This window comes from Phaeobacter sp. JH204B (assembly GCF_048055755.1).
In the GTDB taxonomy this organism is placed as follows: Bacteria; Pseudomonadota; Alphaproteobacteria; order Rhodobacterales; family Rhodobacteraceae; genus Phaeobacter; species Phaeobacter bryozoorum.
In genome coordinates this window covers 84,643-100,057 of record NZ_JAYMXF010000018.1, presented here as the reverse complement: position 1 = coordinate 100,057, position 15,415 = coordinate 84,643, and the positions used below count along the sequence as shown (strand labels likewise).

At 63.7% G+C, this 15,415-nt stretch carries 16 protein-coding genes and 1 tRNA gene; 12 read left to right on the top strand and 5 right to left on the bottom strand.

All coding sequences use genetic code 11. The features are described from left to right. Nucleotides 1-69: 69 nt before the first annotated feature. The gene (locus VXL81_RS10300; protein WP_340545198.1) at nt 70-207 is read right to left on the bottom strand and encodes a hypothetical protein; all 138 of its coding nucleotides are present in this window, start codon (nt 205-207) and stop codon (nt 70-72) included. Between the two features lie 45 nt (nt 208-252). On the opposite strand from VXL81_RS10300, the gene VXL81_RS10295 reads away from it, so the two are divergent. The 4 genes from VXL81_RS10295 (at nt 253) to VXL81_RS10280 (ending at nt 3,221) form a co-directional block, all read left to right on the top strand. Then, nucleotides 253-1,197 carry a GNAT family N-acetyltransferase gene (locus VXL81_RS10295; RefSeq protein WP_340545197.1) on the top strand — a complete coding sequence of 315 codons (945 nt, stop codon included), beginning with the start codon at nt 253-255 and terminating at the stop codon, nt 1,195-1,197. A 72-nt stretch (nt 1,198-1,269) separates the two neighbouring features. Next, on the top strand, nt 1,270-2,025 hold the full coding sequence (locus tag VXL81_RS10290; protein ID WP_340545196.1) for an SDR family NAD(P)-dependent oxidoreductase: 756 nt from the start codon (nt 1,270-1,272) through the stop codon (nt 2,023-2,025). A 159-nt stretch (nt 2,026-2,184) separates the two neighbouring features. Continuing rightward, nucleotides 2,185-2,670, top strand: a complete 486-nt coding sequence (locus VXL81_RS10285; protein ID WP_416554112.1) for a GFA family protein — start codon at nt 2,185-2,187, stop codon at nt 2,668-2,670. Continuing rightward, nucleotides 2,667-3,221 carry a sugar O-acetyltransferase gene (locus VXL81_RS10280; protein WP_416554110.1) on the top strand — a complete coding sequence of 185 codons (555 nt, stop codon included), beginning with the start codon at nt 2,667-2,669 and terminating at the stop codon, nt 3,219-3,221. The genes VXL81_RS10285 and VXL81_RS10280 overlap by 4 nt, the downstream gene beginning before the upstream one ends. A gap of 167 nt (nt 3,222-3,388) precedes the next feature. Here VXL81_RS10280 and VXL81_RS10275 read toward each other — a convergent pair whose 3' ends face one another. The 3 genes from VXL81_RS10275 to VXL81_RS10265 all read right to left on the bottom strand — a co-directional run bounded on the left by VXL81_RS10275 (nt 3,389) and on the right by VXL81_RS10265 (nt 6,671). Continuing rightward, complete coding sequence (locus VXL81_RS10275) at nt 3,389-5,176, bottom strand: ABC-F family ATP-binding cassette domain-containing protein (RefSeq protein WP_416554114.1); 1,788 nt, start codon at nt 5,174-5,176, stop codon at nt 3,389-3,391. Nucleotides 5,177-5,241: 65 nt separating this feature from the next. Next, the gene (locus VXL81_RS10270) at nt 5,242-6,063 is read right to left on the bottom strand and encodes a GNAT family N-acetyltransferase (protein WP_416554108.1); all 822 of its coding nucleotides are present in this window, start codon (nt 6,061-6,063) and stop codon (nt 5,242-5,244) included. 140 nt (nt 6,064-6,203) lie between these two features. Then, nucleotides 6,204-6,671, bottom strand: a complete 468-nt coding sequence (locus VXL81_RS10265; protein ID WP_416554106.1) for an outer membrane protein assembly factor BamE — start codon at nt 6,669-6,671, stop codon at nt 6,204-6,206. A gap of 87 nt (nt 6,672-6,758) precedes the next feature. Between VXL81_RS10265 and VXL81_RS10260 the strand changes: the two genes are divergently transcribed. The 8 genes from VXL81_RS10260 (at nt 6,759) to VXL81_RS10225 (ending at nt 15,083) form a co-directional block, all read left to right on the top strand. Beyond that, nucleotides 6,759-7,304 (top strand): YceD family protein, encoded by a 546-nt coding sequence (locus VXL81_RS10260; RefSeq protein ID WP_340545191.1) that lies wholly within the window; start codon nt 6,759-6,761, stop codon nt 7,302-7,304. A gap of 219 nt (nt 7,305-7,523) precedes the next feature. Continuing rightward, nucleotides 7,524-7,730 (top strand): 50S ribosomal protein L32, encoded by a 207-nt coding sequence (gene rpmF / locus VXL81_RS10255; RefSeq protein ID WP_014874239.1) that lies wholly within the window; start codon nt 7,524-7,526, stop codon nt 7,728-7,730. A 40-nt stretch (nt 7,731-7,770) separates the two neighbouring features. Continuing rightward, nucleotides 7,771-8,895 carry a phosphate acyltransferase PlsX gene (gene plsX, locus VXL81_RS10250; RefSeq protein ID WP_416554104.1) on the top strand — a complete coding sequence of 375 codons (1,125 nt, stop codon included), beginning with the start codon at nt 7,771-7,773 and terminating at the stop codon, nt 8,893-8,895. Nucleotides 8,896-8,910: 15 nt separating this feature from the next. Beyond that, on the top strand, nt 8,911-9,882 hold the full coding sequence (locus VXL81_RS10245) for a beta-ketoacyl-ACP synthase III (RefSeq protein WP_416535889.1): 972 nt from the start codon (nt 8,911-8,913) through the stop codon (nt 9,880-9,882). A gap of 119 nt (nt 9,883-10,001) precedes the next feature. Continuing rightward, nucleotides 10,002-10,304 (top strand): integration host factor subunit alpha, encoded by a 303-nt coding sequence (gene ihfA / locus VXL81_RS10240; protein WP_008207184.1) that lies wholly within the window; start codon nt 10,002-10,004, stop codon nt 10,302-10,304. A gap of 29 nt (nt 10,305-10,333) precedes the next feature. Continuing rightward, a complete protein-coding gene (locus tag VXL81_RS10235) occupies nt 10,334-13,687 on the top strand; it encodes a MerR family transcriptional regulator (protein ID WP_416554102.1) in 3,354 nt (1,117 codons plus the stop codon). 89 nt (nt 13,688-13,776) lie between these two features. Continuing rightward, a tRNA-Pro gene (locus VXL81_RS10230) sits at nt 13,777-13,853 on the top strand. A 111-nt stretch (nt 13,854-13,964) separates the two neighbouring features. Further along, nucleotides 13,965-15,083 (top strand): 2'-deoxycytidine 5'-triphosphate deaminase, encoded by a 1,119-nt coding sequence (locus tag VXL81_RS10225; protein WP_340545187.1) that lies wholly within the window; start codon nt 13,965-13,967, stop codon nt 15,081-15,083. Nucleotides 15,084-15,107: 24 nt separating this feature from the next. On the opposite strand, the gene VXL81_RS10220 is transcribed toward VXL81_RS10225, so the two are convergent. Next, nucleotides 15,108-15,314 carry a hypothetical protein gene (locus tag VXL81_RS10220; RefSeq protein WP_340545186.1) on the bottom strand — a complete coding sequence of 69 codons (207 nt, stop codon included), beginning with the start codon at nt 15,312-15,314 and terminating at the stop codon, nt 15,108-15,110. Nucleotides 15,315-15,415 lie beyond the last annotated feature (101 nt).

Genomic DNA, 15,415 nt, shown 5'->3' with positions numbered 1-15,415 from the left:
GCATCACCGCCGTGCACCGGAGCTGCTGCCACGACCCTGCCCTCGGATCCCGGGCTAAAACAAAAGGCTTCACAGCACCCAGAGATCCAGCAGCATCAGCACCAGCCCAACCGGCAGCGACAGCGCCAGAGCCACCAGAAGAGCCGCAGCTTTGGTGACCCGCGGAGCCGGTGCGGAATGATTTCGAATTTTATTCGCATTTTTCATATCTTCATTAACCATCATTTAGGTTTCGCTGCGGTTAATGGCGCCATGTTCGATTTCACACCAGCAGATGTCATGCCCCGCCCCATTCTCCGCGACGAAACCATCTCTGCCCTACCGCAATCGGCGGAATTTGCCCGCGCGCTTCAGGCGACGGGCAAGGACCCTCTGGTGCTGAACCAGATGAAAGGCACCGTCGTCATGCGCCGCAAGCTCTGGGGCCGCATCAACGTGGCCATGGTCAACCGCGCCCGCATCGACAAGCCGTTGCGACTGCTGGAACAATTGCAGGAAAACGGCCTGCGCCGCACGCCCGTCATCCTGTCGCCAGAAACGCCGACCCCCGCCCTCGCCCGCCACGGCGCGGTGGCGCTGGTCAGCCCGGCGCATGTCGGTTTGCTCGACCTCACCGGTGACCCGGATCAGCGCCGCGCGGCGCTGCATCAGAAATGGCGCAACCGGCTGGTCCATGGCGAACAGCAGGGGCTGCGCATCACCCGCCAATCCCTGCCCCAGACCCCGGCGCACTGGATCTTTGCTGCTGATGCCGCGCAGCAATCCAGCCGCGGCTATCGCAACTGGCCAGTGGATCTGACCCTGGCCTATGCCCGCGAGAACAAGGGGATGGCCAAGATTTTCGAAGCCCATGACGGCAAGGAGATCGTCGCCGCCGTGCTGGTGCTCTGCCATGGGCGTGGCGCCACCTATCACATCGGCCATACCACCGATCGCGGCAAGGCGCTGTCCGCCCATAACCTGCTGATGTGGGAGGCGATGTCCTGGCTTGCCAAACGCGGCTATGAACAGCTCGACCTTGGCGTGATCAACACCGAAAACGCCGCCGGTCTGGCCCGCTTCAAACTGGGCACCGGCGCACGGCTGCACCAGCTGGGTGGCACCTGGGCCTATTGGCCGCCGCTGGGTCGGCTGCTGCGTCCGCTCGCCGCGCTCGACAAACGGCTGATGAACCCCGGGCTCTCTGGACACTGCTAGGGGGACGTGATTATCTGAACACACGTTCAGATATGAACCCGATAGCATAGACCCCCGGGAGGAGCCCTGCTCATGAAACTGTCGCAAACCGCCGCCGTCATCACCGGCGGCGCCTCTGGCCTTGGTGAGGCCACCGCCCGTCATTTTGCCGCCCAAGGCGCCCAGGTCACGCTCCTGGATCGTGACGCCGAACGCGGCGCTGCCGTAGCCTCCGAAATCGGCGGGCATTTTGCCCAGACCGATGTCACTAGCGAAGAGTCGGTAGCCGCAGCCATGGCGCTTGCCAGCGAGAAGATGGGCAAGATCAACGTCTGTGTGAACTGCGCAGGCATCGCCCTTGGCATCAAGACCGTGGGCCGCGATGGCGCGCACCCTCTGGATGCCTATCAGCGCACCATCGACATCAACCTTGTCGGCACCTTCAACGTCGCCCGGCTCGCTGCGGTGGAAATCGCCAAATGCGAGGCTGAGGCAGACGGTGGCCGGGGTGTCATCATCAACACCGCGTCAATCGCGGCCTTTGACGGCCAAAAGGGTCAGGCTGCCTATGCCGCCTCCAAAGGCGGCGTTGTGGGCATGTGCCTGCCGATGGCCCGTGATCTCGCGTCCTCTGGCGTGCGGGTGATGACCATCGCGCCGGGCATCTTCATGACCCCGATGCTGGCGGGCCTGCCGGAAGAGGTGCAGCAGCAGCTCGCCGCCGATGTGCCCAACCCGGCCCGGCTTGGCGACCCTGCCGAATATGGCCGTCTGGCCGGGTTCATCGTCGAGATGGGCTATCTCAACGGCGAGGTGATCCGCCTCGACGGCGCGCTGCGGATGCGCTGAGGCGCTCTCGGTTGCCCGCATCGAAACCAAGACCTCAAGGGGCAGACCACCCCTTGAGACACCCCCTCTCCCCTCTCCGCGCAATACGGAATTGATCAGCGACAGCCTCCCGGTTCTCCGCTAGCCTGTCGCACAACCTTGCCGAGGGGGAGCAGACCCATGACCCAGCCCAACCTGCCGCTGACCGGCGCCTGTCTCTGCGGTGCTGTCCAGCTGCATGTCACCGCCTCCCCCCTGCTGACGCTGGCCTGCCACTGCCGCGATTGTCAGAAACTTGCCGCCAGCGCCTATTCCCTGACCGTCATGTTTCCGGCAGAGGCGGTCACCGTCACGGGAGAGCTGGTGCAGGGTGGAAAACACAGCGAAGAGCGCAAGCATTATTACTGCCCGACCTGCCTCAGCTTTGTCCTCTCCCGCCTGAAGGCGGCACCAGAACGGGTGAACCTGCGCGCCTCCCTACTCGATGATCTGACTTGGTTCACCCCCTATGTCGAAGTCATGACCGAGGACAAACAGCCCTGGGCGACGGTTCCGGCCTCTCACAGCTATGCCCGCTTCCCTACCACGGCAAAGGAGCTGGCGGATCTGATGGATGACTACACCCGAACCATCACACCACCCTCGCCCGGAACGGATCCGGCATGAGCAGATCCGAACGACAAAAGATGCAGGCGGGCGACTGGTACTGTTGCCTGGACAGCGAACTCTCCGCGTTGCGTCATCAGGCCCGCTTGGCAGTGCATCAGCACAATCACCGCCCCCCTGACCCCGGCGACAGCCTCAGCCCGTCACTGGCAGCCCTCTTTGCAGAACATGGGCAGAATTGCCTGATCGAGGCCCCGTTTCACTGCGCCTACGGGGTCAATATCACCCTCGGGCATCAGGTCTATTTGAACGCGGGCTGCACCATCCTTGATACCGCGCCGGTGCGCATTGGGGACCGCTCCATGCTGGGGCCGAATGTGCAGATCTACTGCGCCCAGCACCATAAGGATAAAGCCTTGCGCGCCAAGGGGTTGGAAATCGCCCATCCAGTCACGCTGGGGTGCGATGTCTGGATCGGTGGCGGCGCGATCATCCTGCCCGGCGTCAGCATCGGCGATGGCGCCATCGTCGGTGCCGGCGCGGTGGTGACACGAGATGTGGAGGCCGGGGTGACAGTGGTCGGCAATCCGGCGCGGGCGCTTCCTCGCTAGCATCCGCAGGGTCAAAACTCGCACCCATTGCGCAGCTACCGCGCGCCGCCTTAGGCTTCAATCAGGAAAAATTTATATTTTACAAAAGACTACGGCAGCGTCTTTGACCCAATATTTCGCACGCGAAACATTGGGTCAGCCCTGCTTACCGAAAAATCAGAGGGGCTTCAGCCTGCGGATTTCTCTTCCAGCTCCAGCCATTCTTCCTCAGCGGCAGAGAGTTTCTCCTGCCGCTCCACCAGCGCATCGGTGGCCTTCTGGAACTTCACCGGTTCGCGGGTGAACAGCTCGGGATCAGCCATCAGCTGCTGCAATTTGGCGATCTCCGCCTCCAGCCGCTCGATCTCTCCGGGCAGCGCCTCCAGCCGGTGTTTTTCCTTAAAGCTCAGACCGTCCTTGGGCTGGGCTTCCTGCTTGGGTTTCGGCTTGCTCGCCTTGGCTTTCTCAGCTTTCTCTGCGGCACCTTCAACCGGGGCACGCTGGGCCAGATAGTCACTCCAGCCGCCAGCATAGGCCGTGGCCCCGCCGCCGCCTTCCATGGCGATGGTGGTGGTGGCCACGCGGTCCAGAAAATCCCGGTCATGGCTCACCAGCAGAACCGTGCCATCGTAGCTGTCCAGGAGTTCCTGCAACAGGTCGAGCGTCTCGACATCCAGATCATTGGTCGGTTCGTCCAGCACCAGCAGGTTGCTCTGCCGCGCCATCAGCCGCGCCAGCAAGAGACGCGCCTTCTCGCCGCCGGACAGGGACCGCACCGGCGCGCGGGCCTGCGCCTCGTCGAACAGGAATTCCTTCAGGTAGCCGACCACATGTTTCGGCTGCCCCCGGACCATCACCTGATCCGCCTTGCCAGAAATCCCCAGAAGCGGATCCGAGGTCAGGTTTTCCCAGAGACTGGCATCGCCGTCCAGCTGATCACGGGTCTGATCAAACAGCGCCAGCTCCAGATTGGTGCCCATCTGCACATGGCCTTCATCAGGCTGTTCCAGCCCCAGCAGCATCTTCAGGAGCGTGGTCTTACCTGCCCCATTCGGCCCGACAAAGGCAACGCGATCGCCGCGCTGCACCTTCAGCGAGAAGTCCCGCACAATTGCCTTGTCACCGTAGGATTTTGTCAGCCCTTCGGCCTCGATCACCTTGCGGCCCGATTTGGGGCCCGCGTCCAGCGCCAGCTCAGCCGTGCCCTGCCGCTTGATCTGGCTGGACCGCTCCGATTTCAGATCCTGAAGCGCGCGCACCCGGCCCATATTGCGTTTGCGGCGGGCGGAGATGCCCTCCACCGCCCAGCGGCTTTCGGATTTGATCAGCCGGTTCAGCTTATGCCTCTGCTGGTCTTCTTCTTCCCAGATCTTGTCGCGCCAGGCCTCAAAGGCATCAAACCCCTTCTCCTGACGGCGCACCTGCCCCCGGTCCACCCAAAGCGTCGCGCGGGTCAGGGCGCGCAGAAACGCCCGGTCGTGCGAAATCAGCACAAAGGCGGCGCGGGTCGATTTCAGCTCATTCTCAAGCCAGGTGATCGCCTCGATATCCAGATGGTTGGTCGGCTCGTCCAAGAGCATCAGATCGGGTGCCTCGGCCATCAGCTTGGCCAGCGCCGCGCGGCGTTTTTCACCACCGGAGGCCGTCGCCACAGGGCGGGCGGGATCAAACTTCAGCCCCTCGCCTGCCCGCTCCACCTTGTACATCTCGCCCGGATCCAGTTCGGAACTGGCAAATTCGCCCAGCGTGGCAAACCCGGTCATCTGCGGGTCCTGCTCCATATAGCCGACGGATTTGCCCGGCGGCACCACCAGCGAGCCGGTGTCGGCCTCGACCAGACCGGCCATCACCTTCATCAGGGTGGATTTGCCGGAGCCATTGCGCCCGACCAGCGCCACCCGGTCGCCGGGTTGCACCACCAGATCAAGATCCGCGAACACCGGATCGCCCCCAAAGGTGAGGGAGATACCGGACATCTGTAAAAGAGGAATACGTGCCATGTGAGGCTGCTAAACCGGGGCGCGGGGCAGGTCAACGGCTGTCAGCGCACCGGACGGTCAACGCCAGTGACAATGGCGCGCAGCAGACGTTTGCGCGCTGCGGGAATAGTGGCGATTTCCACCGCCGTAAAGAGATGCAGCGTGCCAAGCTCGCGGTCGATCACCGCATGGTCGCTGACCCAGCCGCCCATCATCAGATAGGTGCGCAACAGGGGTGGCATCTGCTGCTGCGCCGCCTTGCCATCCACGGGCGGCAGATCCAGTGCCGCAAGGGGCAGCACCTGCGCCGCCCGCACCCCCACCCCCTGCCCGGTCGGTGCCTGATGACGGGCCAGCAGCAGGGCAAGGGCCTGCCCATAGGGCGCCGGATCAACACCCTGAAAGGACGAGCAGCCAAACAGCAGCTCGACCCCGTGATCATCGACAAACGCCGTCAGCGCCCCCCAGGCAAGCCGCAGGATATCGGCATCCTGCCAATCGGGATGGATGCAGAACCTTCCCAGCTCCAGCAACGGGCCACGACGGGCGGAAAACATATTCAGATCATAGCTTTGCGCGGAATAACTCTGGGCGATATATGCGCCATCTGGCAGCAGCAGAAGGCGAAAACAACAGACCAGAACACCGCTGGCCTGATCCTCGATCAGCATATGCTGGCAGCGCAGGTCCAGCGGTTCTGCGTCGAGCTTGCTGCGGCCGAAACACAGGCTTCGCAGCGCCCGCGCCCGTTGCAGATCGCCGCCATCACCGGCCACCTGCCCGGCGCCATCAATCAGCCGGACCCGATAGCGGCCACGACACAGCAGCGGCCGCGGCGCGACCTTTGCAGGGGACATCTTCACAAGGGGCAACAGATCACTCAACGCAGCTCTTCCAGCGACCACAGGCACCGCAGCCTGAGGCCTGCCTAGCATGGATCACGTATCAGCCAAACGACGAAAGCCACCCCGGATCGGGATGGCTTTCTCAGAATTTGATATGCAGGCCAATCAGACCCGCCGCATCATTCGATCAGCCCACCGGGACCAAAGTTGCCGAGGCTGCCCAGCAGCTGGCGCAAGAAGGTCTTGTCCTGCACGTTAGAGCTGGTCACGCGGCGTTGCAGGGGAATCACCCGGCCCTGCTCCAGACCGTAGCGTTCGATCCCCGTGACCACGCCCTGACCGTTGAAATTGATCGCAACCAGCTCCCGCGAGACCGGCTTGCTGGCCGAAGGTCCGCGTCGGCGCATCAGGGTGGAAACATAGTAGTAGCCGCCATCGGTCAGCACGCCCTCAGCCGCCGGAACCCCAATGGTTTCAGCAACGCTGTCCTTGGTATCAACGCCGACAACCACCTCTGACAGCAGCTCTTCGCTGGGGACATATCCGTGCTTGCGGTACATGGAACAGGCGCCAACCGCGAGCCCCGCTACCAAGAGAACCGTGACCCTTGTCGCCGCCTTCAGCGACCTCATACGTTTGGATGCCATGCTACTCTCTTGCCCCCCGGCTTGAATACGCCTTTGAACCGGATTACCTAAACCAAGCCTCCGGTTCAAGAAACGAAAGTCCCCCAAATGTCTGAGAGCACCGCTTTTCGGGTCGCTGACCTGCCGCAAAACCGCGCAACCTCGTTCGAACTGCGCCCCGACGCCGCTGGTCTGACCGCCCTCGCGCAGGAGCTGGGCGTCGACGATCTGCGCAAACTGCGCTTTGCCGGAGAGATCCGCGCTCTGGGCAAACGTGACTGGGAACTGGTTGCGGATCTGGGCGCCACCGTGGTGCAGCCCTGCGTGGTGACACTGGATCCGGTGACCACCCGCATTGATCAGAAGGTGCGCCGCAGCTTTATCGCCGGGATGGTGCATCCCGACAGCGAGGAAGAGGTGGAGATGCCCGAGGATGACACCAGCGAACCGCTGGGCAGCCATATCTCCCCGCATGAGGTGATGGTCGAAGCGCTGGCGTTGGCGCTGCCGCAATACCCCCGTAAAGACGGCGTCTCGCTCGGAGAATCAGTGCACGCCGAACCGGGTGTTGCCCCGATGCGCGACGAGGACACAAAGCCCTTTGCCGGGCTGGCCGCGCTGCGTGATCAGCTTGACGGCAGCCGCGAAGACTGAAAAGAGAGCGGCCAGACGATTCCGATTGGTGTTCATGCGCTGACCGGCCAAAAAACCACTTGCGCCAGCGTCAATTCGCAGTATTTTCGCGCGCTCATCGGAATTTTGGTTGGACATCGGCAAGGCTGAGGCCTAAACGCACGGCAGACCGATCGAAACATTGAATGTGAAACGCGCCGCGGGGACAGCCCCAAGGCCCCAAGTGACAAAGGTTGAGACATGGCTGTCCAACAGAACAAAGTATCCAAGTCGCGTCGCAACAACCGCCGCGCGCACGATGCACTGGTTGCTGCAAACCCGAACGAATGCGGCAACTGTGGCGAACTGAAGCGTCCGCACCACGTATGCCCCTCCTGCGGCCACTACGACGAGAAAGAAATCGTCGCAGCCGCTGACGAGATCGACATGGACGAAGACGCGGCCTAAGCCGCGTCTGCACCAGACTTAATGTCAGGCAGGCATTTTCATGGCGGGTAAACCCGATCAGATGCAGAAGAATGCCGGCCGCATAGTTATTTCGGTTGACGCCATGGGCGGAGATGCCGGCCCCGCAGTTGTGGTGGCCGGCATTGCCATGTCCGCCGAAAAGAACCCCGATCTGGGGTTCATCCTGCATGGTCCCGAAGAACAACTGACGCCACTGGTCGCCAAGAAGCGTATTCTCGACGGCCGGGTGGAATTCCGCGATGCCCGCGATGTGGTCACCATGGAGGACAAGCCCTCTCAGGTGATGCGCCACGGCAAGGGCACGTCGATGTGGTCGACGCTGGAGTCGGTCAAGGAGGGTGAAGCCGCCGGTGCGGTCTCCTGCGGCAATACCGGCGCGCTGATGGCGCTGTCGATGCTGCGGCTGCGCAAGCTGCCCGGTGTGAACCGCCCGGCCATTGCGATTCTCTGGCCGTCGCACAATCCGCAGGGCTTCAACGTGATGCTCGATGTTGGCGCCGATGTGCGCGCCGACGCGCAGGATCTGCTGCAATACGCCATGATGGGCACCTCTTATGTGCGCAATTCGATGGACATTCCCCGCCCCCGCGTGGGCCTGCTGAATGTCGGCACCGAAGAGCACAAGGGCCATGCCGACCTGAAAGAAGCCTATGGGCTGATCTCGGATCATTCCGAAACCGGGGGGTTTGACTTTGTCGGTTTTGTCGAGGGCAGCGATATCCCCGGCGATGTCGCCGATGTGATCGTCACCGACGGGTTCACCGGCAATGTCGCGATCAAGACCGGCGAGGGCACTGCCAGCCTGATGCGTGTCGCCCTGCGGGAAGCCTTTGAATATTCGTTCCTGTCCAGGATTGCGGCGCTGCTGGCGATGACCTCGCTCAAGCGGCTGTCCAAGCGCATGGACCCGCGCCGGGTCAATGGCGGTGTTTTCCTTGGTCTCAATGGCACCGTGGTGAAATCCCATGGTGGCGCGGATGCCACCGGTGTCTCGGCGGCGGTGAAGCTGGCCTTCCGTCTTGCCCAGCAGGGGTTTGCAGAAAAACTCGCCGCACGGGTTGCATCCTCTGTGGCGCTTACCCAAGATAAACCAGCGCAAATGGACGAGACCAAAACCGACCAGGCGCCCACCAAAAAAGACTAAAAGGCAGGCATCAGAATGACGCGACGCGCAGTAATTGTCGGGACCGGGCATTATCTCCCTGAACGCGTGGTCGAGAACGCGGAATTCGAAGCCACGCTGGATACGTCGGACGAATGGATTCGCAGCCGCTCCGGGATTGAGCGCCGCCATTTCGCCGCCGACGGCGAGACCACTTCCTTCATGGCCACCAAGGCCGCCGAAAAGGCGCTGGGTGATGCCGGGCTGACCGCGGATGATATCGACGCCATCGTGGTGGCCACATCGACCGCCGATCTCACCTTCCCCTCTGCCGCCACCATGGTGCAGGCCCAGCTGGGCATGACCCGTGGCTTTGCCTTTGACGTGCAGGCGGTCTGCGCCGGGTTTGTCTATGCGCTGAGCAACGCCAATGCGCTGGTGGCCTCCGGGCAGGCCGAGAAGGTGCTGGTGATCGGGGCCGAGACCTTCAGCAAGATCATGGACTGGAGCGACCGCTCCACCTGTGTGCTGTTCGGCGATGGTGCCGGTGCGCTGGTTCTGGAGGCGCAGGACGGCGCAGGCACCAGTGCCGACCGTGGTATTCTGGCCACCGACCTCAATTCCGACGGTCGCTACAAGGATCTGCTTTATGTGGACGGCGGCGTTTCCACCCAGAACACCGGCCATCTGCGGATGCAGGGCAATCAGGTGTTCCGCCATGCGGTCGAGAAACTGGCCTCCACTGCCAATACCGCGCTGGAGCGCGCCGGCCTGACCGCCGCCGATGTCGATTGGATCGTGCCCCATCAGGCCAATATCCGCATCATCCAGGGCACCGCCAAGAAGATGGGCCTGCCGATGGAAAAGGTGGTGGTCACCGTGCAAGACCACGGCAATACCTCGGCCGCCTCGATCCCGCTGGCGCTGTCAGTGGGCAAGGAACGCGGCCAGATCAAACAGGGCGATCTGGTCGTCACCGAAGCCATCGGCGGCGGTCTGGCCTGGGGATCGGTTGTCCTGCGCTGGTAAGCGGCAAAGCCAGCCCGAGAAGCGGCGCGATTTTACGGGCGGAACTCCGCGATGCAATTCATTGATATTGACAGGGAAATTCCCCCCGCCCTATGCTTTGCCAAACAGCGGGGATAGTCATGGGCGAAAAAACACTAACACGAATGGATTTGAGTGAAGCGGTCTTCCGCGAGGTTGGCCTGTCGCGCAACGAAAGCGCGCAGCTGGTGGAAAGCATGCTTCAGCATATGTCTGACGCCCTGGTCCGTGGGGAACAGGTCAAAATTTCTTCCTTCGGGACATTCAGCGTGCGCGATAAATCCGCCCGCGTTGGCCGCAACCCGAAGACCGGCGAAGAGGTGCCCATTCAGCCTCGCCGGGTTTTGACCTTTCGACCATCGCATCTGATGAAGGACCGGGTGGCAGACGGGAACCGTAAATAACGGTCAGTAACCACGGGACACACCACGCGATGTCAAAATCACCAGACGCCTTCCGCACCATCAGCGAAGTTGCGGAGTGGCTGGGGATCCAGGCGCATGTATTGCGTTTCTGGGAAAGCAAATTCACCCAGATCAAACCGGTCAAACGCGCAGGCGGACGCCGGTACTATCGTCCTGCCGATGTGGAATTGATCAGCAGCATCAAGTACTTGCTGCACGACAAGGGGCTGTCCATCAAGGATGTGCAGGCGCTGTTACGCGAACATGGCCCGGTCCATGTCGCCGCGATGGGCGGTGGCGCGCCGATAGATGCCGACACGGTTGAGGCGGACGCGGTCGAGGCGGACACAATTGAGGCCACGGTCGCAGAGGCGCAGGAGGAACCCGCCAGCGCGGAGCTGTCCGGGGGTGATCTTTTCTCCGACGCCGAAGCGCCCGCGCCCGAGCCTGCAACCGCGCAGACGCCAGAGGTGGCAGCCGCCCCCGCTGTTGAGATGCCTGCTACGGACGTGCCCGCCACTGCGCCTGTCACCGCGCCTGTCGCCTCCGCTGCGACCACTCCTGCCGCTGCACCAATGGCCCCTCTGGCTGCGGATGCCTCCCCCGGCGCGGCCTCGGCTGGGATGCAGCCCGCAGCAGCGGCACCAATGGCCCCTGCTTCCGCCGCGCCTGTTGCGCCGGTAATGCCCGCAGCGCCCGCCGCAGGTGGCCCGCCCGCGCCAGTGGTCGGCTCCGCAGCAACGTCACCGGTGGATGCCGGTCCGGTTGAGGCTGCCGCCTTCGACGCCGCCGCCGTGGCGCAGCCTTCCGATGCTGGCCCTGTCCCGGCGCAGCCCGAAACCGGCGCTGCCTCCCTGACGCCTGTGCAGCCTCAGGGCGCGGCACCAATGGCCCCACTGGCAGATGTTCCACCCGCCGCAGCTGCACCCGCTCCGGCAGCGCCGCTTGCGGCGGAGCCTGCCATGGCGCCGATGGATCCGATTGACGCGGCTGTCGCGCAGACCGGTTCGGTCCACCCGCCTGCCGCACCGGTCAGCGAAACCGCCATCCCTGCCGCCGCCGAACCCACCAGCGATCTGCATGTCATGGCCGACGCCCCCGAGAGCGCGCCACAGGCAGATGGTCCTGCGGATGACCTCCCGCCCATGATGGGCGCGGCCATGCCGCAGGCACCCGACGTTTCCGTGCCGGCGGATACCGCCGACGCGATCGCGGACCTGCCCCCGGCGGCGCCATCCGATGTTGCAGCGGAGCTGACCCAACCGGGCCTGCCGCTTGGTGAGGAAGACGATGCGCTGCTGGATGCGCCTGTCGAGGCTGTGGCGGATGCGCCGGAGCAGGGGCAGGCGCAGCTCTGGCCGGAGACGCCGGAGGCGCAAGACCCCGGCACCGTGGAGGTCGCCGAGGCTGCGGCGCTCCCGCCGGTGGCGGCGGAAGGGAACAGGCTTGCCGAACCGTCAGCGGATCCGGCGCTGGAGGCGACAATCGAGATGCCGGTTGCGAGTCCGGTTGAGAGTCCAGCGGACAGCCCGGTTGCCATGGCTCTGGACACAGATGCGGGCGCAGATGACAGCGCCGCGCCTGCGCCATATGCGCCTGACAGCGCCATGTCTGATAGCGCCATGTCTGACAGCGCCGCGCTGATGGCAGAACCGGGCGAGCCGGTGACAACTATCGCGCCGGTGGAGCTGATGGCCGAGGCTGAGCCAGCGCCGCTCCTCGCACCTGAGCCTGAGCCTGAGGTCGAGCCTGAGCCTGAGCTCATCCCGGAGGCCGTGGAAGAGACTGCCGAAGACGCATCAATCGAGGCCGAGGCACCGAATCCCTCTCCCTGGGGGGATGAGGAGCTTGCCTCGCCCGAGGTGGAAACGCCGGTATCCATGGCAATGGCGCCTGCCGCCGATGAGGCCGAGGCCCCTGCCGGTGCTGGCGCGGATGTATTTGCTGCCGACTCTGATGCGCCGATGGCCGAGGCCCTCGCCGAGACGGATACGCAAGATCCCGTGGTGTTTGATCAGGGCGACAGCCCGGCACCCGTGGTTGAGGCGCTGGACAGCGATCCCGCACTTGGCGATATGCCACCGGACGCGCCTGCGGCGGAGGCCGTGCCAGAGGTCACAGTGCAGCCGCTGGCCGATCCTGAGGCCGATGTCGCACAGGAAGCTGCCGAGCCGGTAGCGACAACCGACTTTTTCGCTGGTGGCGATGTGTCAGATGACGCGCTGGCAGATGGCGATCTGATGCCGGGCGAACTGGCGGGCAGCGATCTGCTGACCGACGCAGCGGATGATCATCTGCCCGACGACAATGAGGCCCCCTCGCCCGAGGATGTGCCGCTGGCCTTTGCCGATGCGGCGGAGACGCCGGACGCTGCCGCGCCTCCGGCTGACGTGCTGGATATGCCTGACCCGGTTGCCGATCGTGCGGATCTTGAGGCTGTGGCGGCACTGGAAGCAGGGCCGGAAGAGCTGCCAGATCTGGCTGAGGTTGCGACCGAGGTTGAGGTTGCGGCTCCGGTTGCCCTGGAGGATCCGCAGCTGGACGCGGGCATTGTCAGCGACCCGGTCTTGGCTGCGCCTGCGGTTGATGAGGATCTGTTGACCACGCCGGTGCAGGAGGATGCCGCGTTGCCGGAACCTGACCTGCCGGAACCTGACCTCGTGGAACCCGACCTTGCGGGACTTGAGGACGCAGGATTTGCGGCTGTCGCGCCGGAGCATCCCGAAGCGGAGGCCACGGAACTGGCCACCGCTGACCCGGCATCCGAGGTGACCGAAGGCGCGGTTGAACCTATCGCGCCTGAGCCACATGACGAGGATGCGGCTGCGATGCCCGCGGGTGGCTCCGATATGGCTGCCACGGGCGAACTGAGCCTGCCGAGCGAATTGACCGCCCCTGTCGAACTGGGCGCGGCAACCGAATTGGCAGAGCCTGAAGAGCTGGCGCAGACCGCGCCGCTCGCAGAGCCTGTGGATGCGGCAACGCCGGACCATGAGGCGATGGCAGAGGTTATCGAGGTCGCAGAGGTCACGGAGACGGCGCCGCCGCTGGATGAACCGGCAGAGCCTGCCGCGCCGGTTTCCGCCCCGGCTGGGCAGGAATTTGTCGAACCCGATCTCCCCGCAGCCGATGTGGCCGAAGCGGACCTGCCCGCCGCTGATACATCTGCCGCTGACACCCCTACCGCCGACGATCCCACCGAGGCTGCGGCGCCGGAGCTTCGACCGCTGGTGATTGATATCCCCGATGAGGCGGAGCCGCGCGCTGCGCAGACCTCCGGCGCGCTGTCGCGGCTTGCGGGGATTGCGCAGCTGCCTGCGGATCATGTCGGACAGGCCCGCGCCTGTGCCGAGGCATTGCGGGCGCATCGGGGCGCTGCCTAGGGTCGCGTCACATTAATCTTGCAGAGACGGCGAAATAATCTGGTTTTTTCGCTTGCCCCTGCCGGAAAAACGGGTAGAAACCAGCGCAACGGGCTATAGCGCAGCCTGGTAGCGCGTCCGTCTGGGGGACGGAAGGTCGCAGGTTCGAGTCCTGCTAGCCCGACCAAAATACCCCGCCTCGCAAGGGGCTAAAAAACGCCCGCCCCTCTCTGGGGTGGGTGTTTTTGTATCTGCCTTTCGTGCAAGGTATTGATAATAAAGCGTTGGGAGGATCGGGATGACATCAGAACCACGGCTCGTGAGCGGAGCGGCACAGGGCGTGCTGTCGGATCGCCAAATCCGCCAGATGATCACCGAGGCTGCGATTTCCGCTTCTTCTCCGATCCTGAATGACCAGATCCAACCGGCGAGCCTTGATCTGCGGCTGAGTGATTGTGCCTATCGGGTGCGGGCCTCCTTTCTGCCCGGTCTGGGGCGCACGGTGGCCGACCGGCTGGAGGATCTGACCATGCACCGGGTGGCGCTGACCGGTGGTGCGGTGCTGGAAAAGGGCTGCGTCTATGTGGTGCCGCTAATGGAGCGGATCCGTCTGCCCGAGGGAATGACAGCCGCCGCCAGCGCCAAATCCTCCATCGGGCGGCTGGATGTGATGACGCGGGTGATCACCGATCAGGGTGTTGAGTTCGACCGGGTCACCGATGGCTATGACGGGCCGCTTTATGCGGAAATCTGCCCGCAGAGCTTCTCAGTTGTGGTGCAGCCGGGGCAGCTGCTGACGCAGATCATCTTTCGTCAGGGGCGCACATTCCTCAGTGACGCGGAGCTGCGCGCAGTGCATGAGGCGACGCCGATTGTGTCGGGAACACCGGTGATCTCCGACGGTCTGGGCTTCTCCGTCGATCTTCGGCCTGAGCGGGGCGATCTGGTGGGATACCGCGCCAAACATCACACCGGTGTGGTCGATCTGTCAAAGCTCGGCCATTACGATCCGGCGGAGTACTGGGAAGAGGTCCGCACCACCAAGGGGCAGATCATTCTGGATCCCGGTGCGTTCTACATTCTGGTGAGCCGCGAGGCGATTGCCATCCCGCCGGATTATGCTGCCGAAATGGCGCCCTATCTGGCGATGGTGGGCGAATTCCGGGTGCATTACGCGGGCTTCTTTGATCCCGGTTTTGGCTATGCTGCCGCTGGTGGGGCCGGATCGCGTGGCGTTCTGGAAGTGCGCTGCCATGATGCGCCCTTTGTGCTGGAGCACGGGCAGGTCGTGGGGCGGCTGGTCTACGAGAAGATGTCGGAAGTCCCCGAACAGCTCTATGGCGTTGATATCGCATCAAACTATCAGGGTCAGGGGCTGAAGCTATCAAAGCATTTCAAACCCCAAACCAAGGGCTGACGCCCTGACTGGGGGAGCCTGAGCCTAGAACCGTGGGGGTCGGGTATTGCGCCCGGTCAGGCGCGCCTTCTGGGCGGTTGCCTTGTCCTGTGGCAGCGGGCGCGCGGATTTTTCCGTGCCCTGCCCCTTGTCGCGCTTGGCGATTGCCCTGATCCCGGCGTTGACGCCTGCATTGACCGCGCGGCCCACAAGACGGCGCAGGATCATGTTGATCAACCGGTCTATGCTCATCTGCGTCACTCCTTGGCCCTGGCATCTGTTGCATGCGGATCTTACCGCGTGCACCGGCAGTATCGCAGAGGTTTGCGGCCCTTTTGCGGCGCGGCGGCCTG

Excerpts from the sequence above, each read along its gene's own strand:
- VXL81_RS10300 (WP_340545198.1), bottom strand. The coding sequence starts at position 207 with ATGAAAAATGCGAATAAAATTCGAAATCATTCCGCACCGGCTCCGCGG.
- VXL81_RS10295 (WP_340545197.1), top strand. The coding sequence starts at position 253 with ATGTTCGATTTCACACCAGCAGATGTCATGCCCCGCCCCATTCTCCGC.
- VXL81_RS10290 (WP_340545196.1), top strand. The coding sequence starts at position 1,270 with ATGAAACTGTCGCAAACCGCCGCCGTCATCACCGGCGGCGCCTCTGGC.
- VXL81_RS10285 (WP_416554112.1), top strand. The coding sequence starts at position 2,185 with ATGACCCAGCCCAACCTGCCGCTGACCGGCGCCTGTCTCTGCGGTGCT.
- VXL81_RS10280 (WP_416554110.1), top strand. The coding sequence starts at position 2,667 with ATGAGCAGATCCGAACGACAAAAGATGCAGGCGGGCGACTGGTACTGT.
- VXL81_RS10275 (WP_416554114.1), bottom strand. The coding sequence starts at position 5,176 with ATGTCCGGTATCTCCCTCACCTTTGGGGGCGATCCGGTGTTCGCGGAT.
- VXL81_RS10265 (WP_416554106.1), bottom strand. The coding sequence starts at position 6,671 with ATGGCATCCAAACGTATGAGGTCGCTGAAGGCGGCGACAAGGGTCACG.
- VXL81_RS10260 (WP_340545191.1), top strand. The coding sequence starts at position 6,759 with ATGTCTGAGAGCACCGCTTTTCGGGTCGCTGACCTGCCGCAAAACCGC.
- rpmF (WP_014874239.1), top strand. The coding sequence starts at position 7,524 with ATGGCTGTCCAACAGAACAAAGTATCCAAGTCGCGTCGCAACAACCGC.
- plsX (WP_416554104.1), top strand. The coding sequence starts at position 7,771 with ATGGCGGGTAAACCCGATCAGATGCAGAAGAATGCCGGCCGCATAGTT.
- VXL81_RS10245 (WP_416535889.1), top strand. The coding sequence starts at position 8,911 with ATGACGCGACGCGCAGTAATTGTCGGGACCGGGCATTATCTCCCTGAA.
- ihfA (WP_008207184.1), top strand. The coding sequence starts at position 10,002 with ATGGGCGAAAAAACACTAACACGAATGGATTTGAGTGAAGCGGTCTTC.
- VXL81_RS10235 (WP_416554102.1), top strand. The coding sequence starts at position 10,334 with ATGTCAAAATCACCAGACGCCTTCCGCACCATCAGCGAAGTTGCGGAG.
- VXL81_RS10225 (WP_340545187.1), top strand. The coding sequence starts at position 13,965 with ATGACATCAGAACCACGGCTCGTGAGCGGAGCGGCACAGGGCGTGCTG.
- VXL81_RS10220 (WP_340545186.1), bottom strand. The coding sequence starts at position 15,314 with ATGAGCATAGACCGGTTGATCAACATGATCCTGCGCCGTCTTGTGGGC.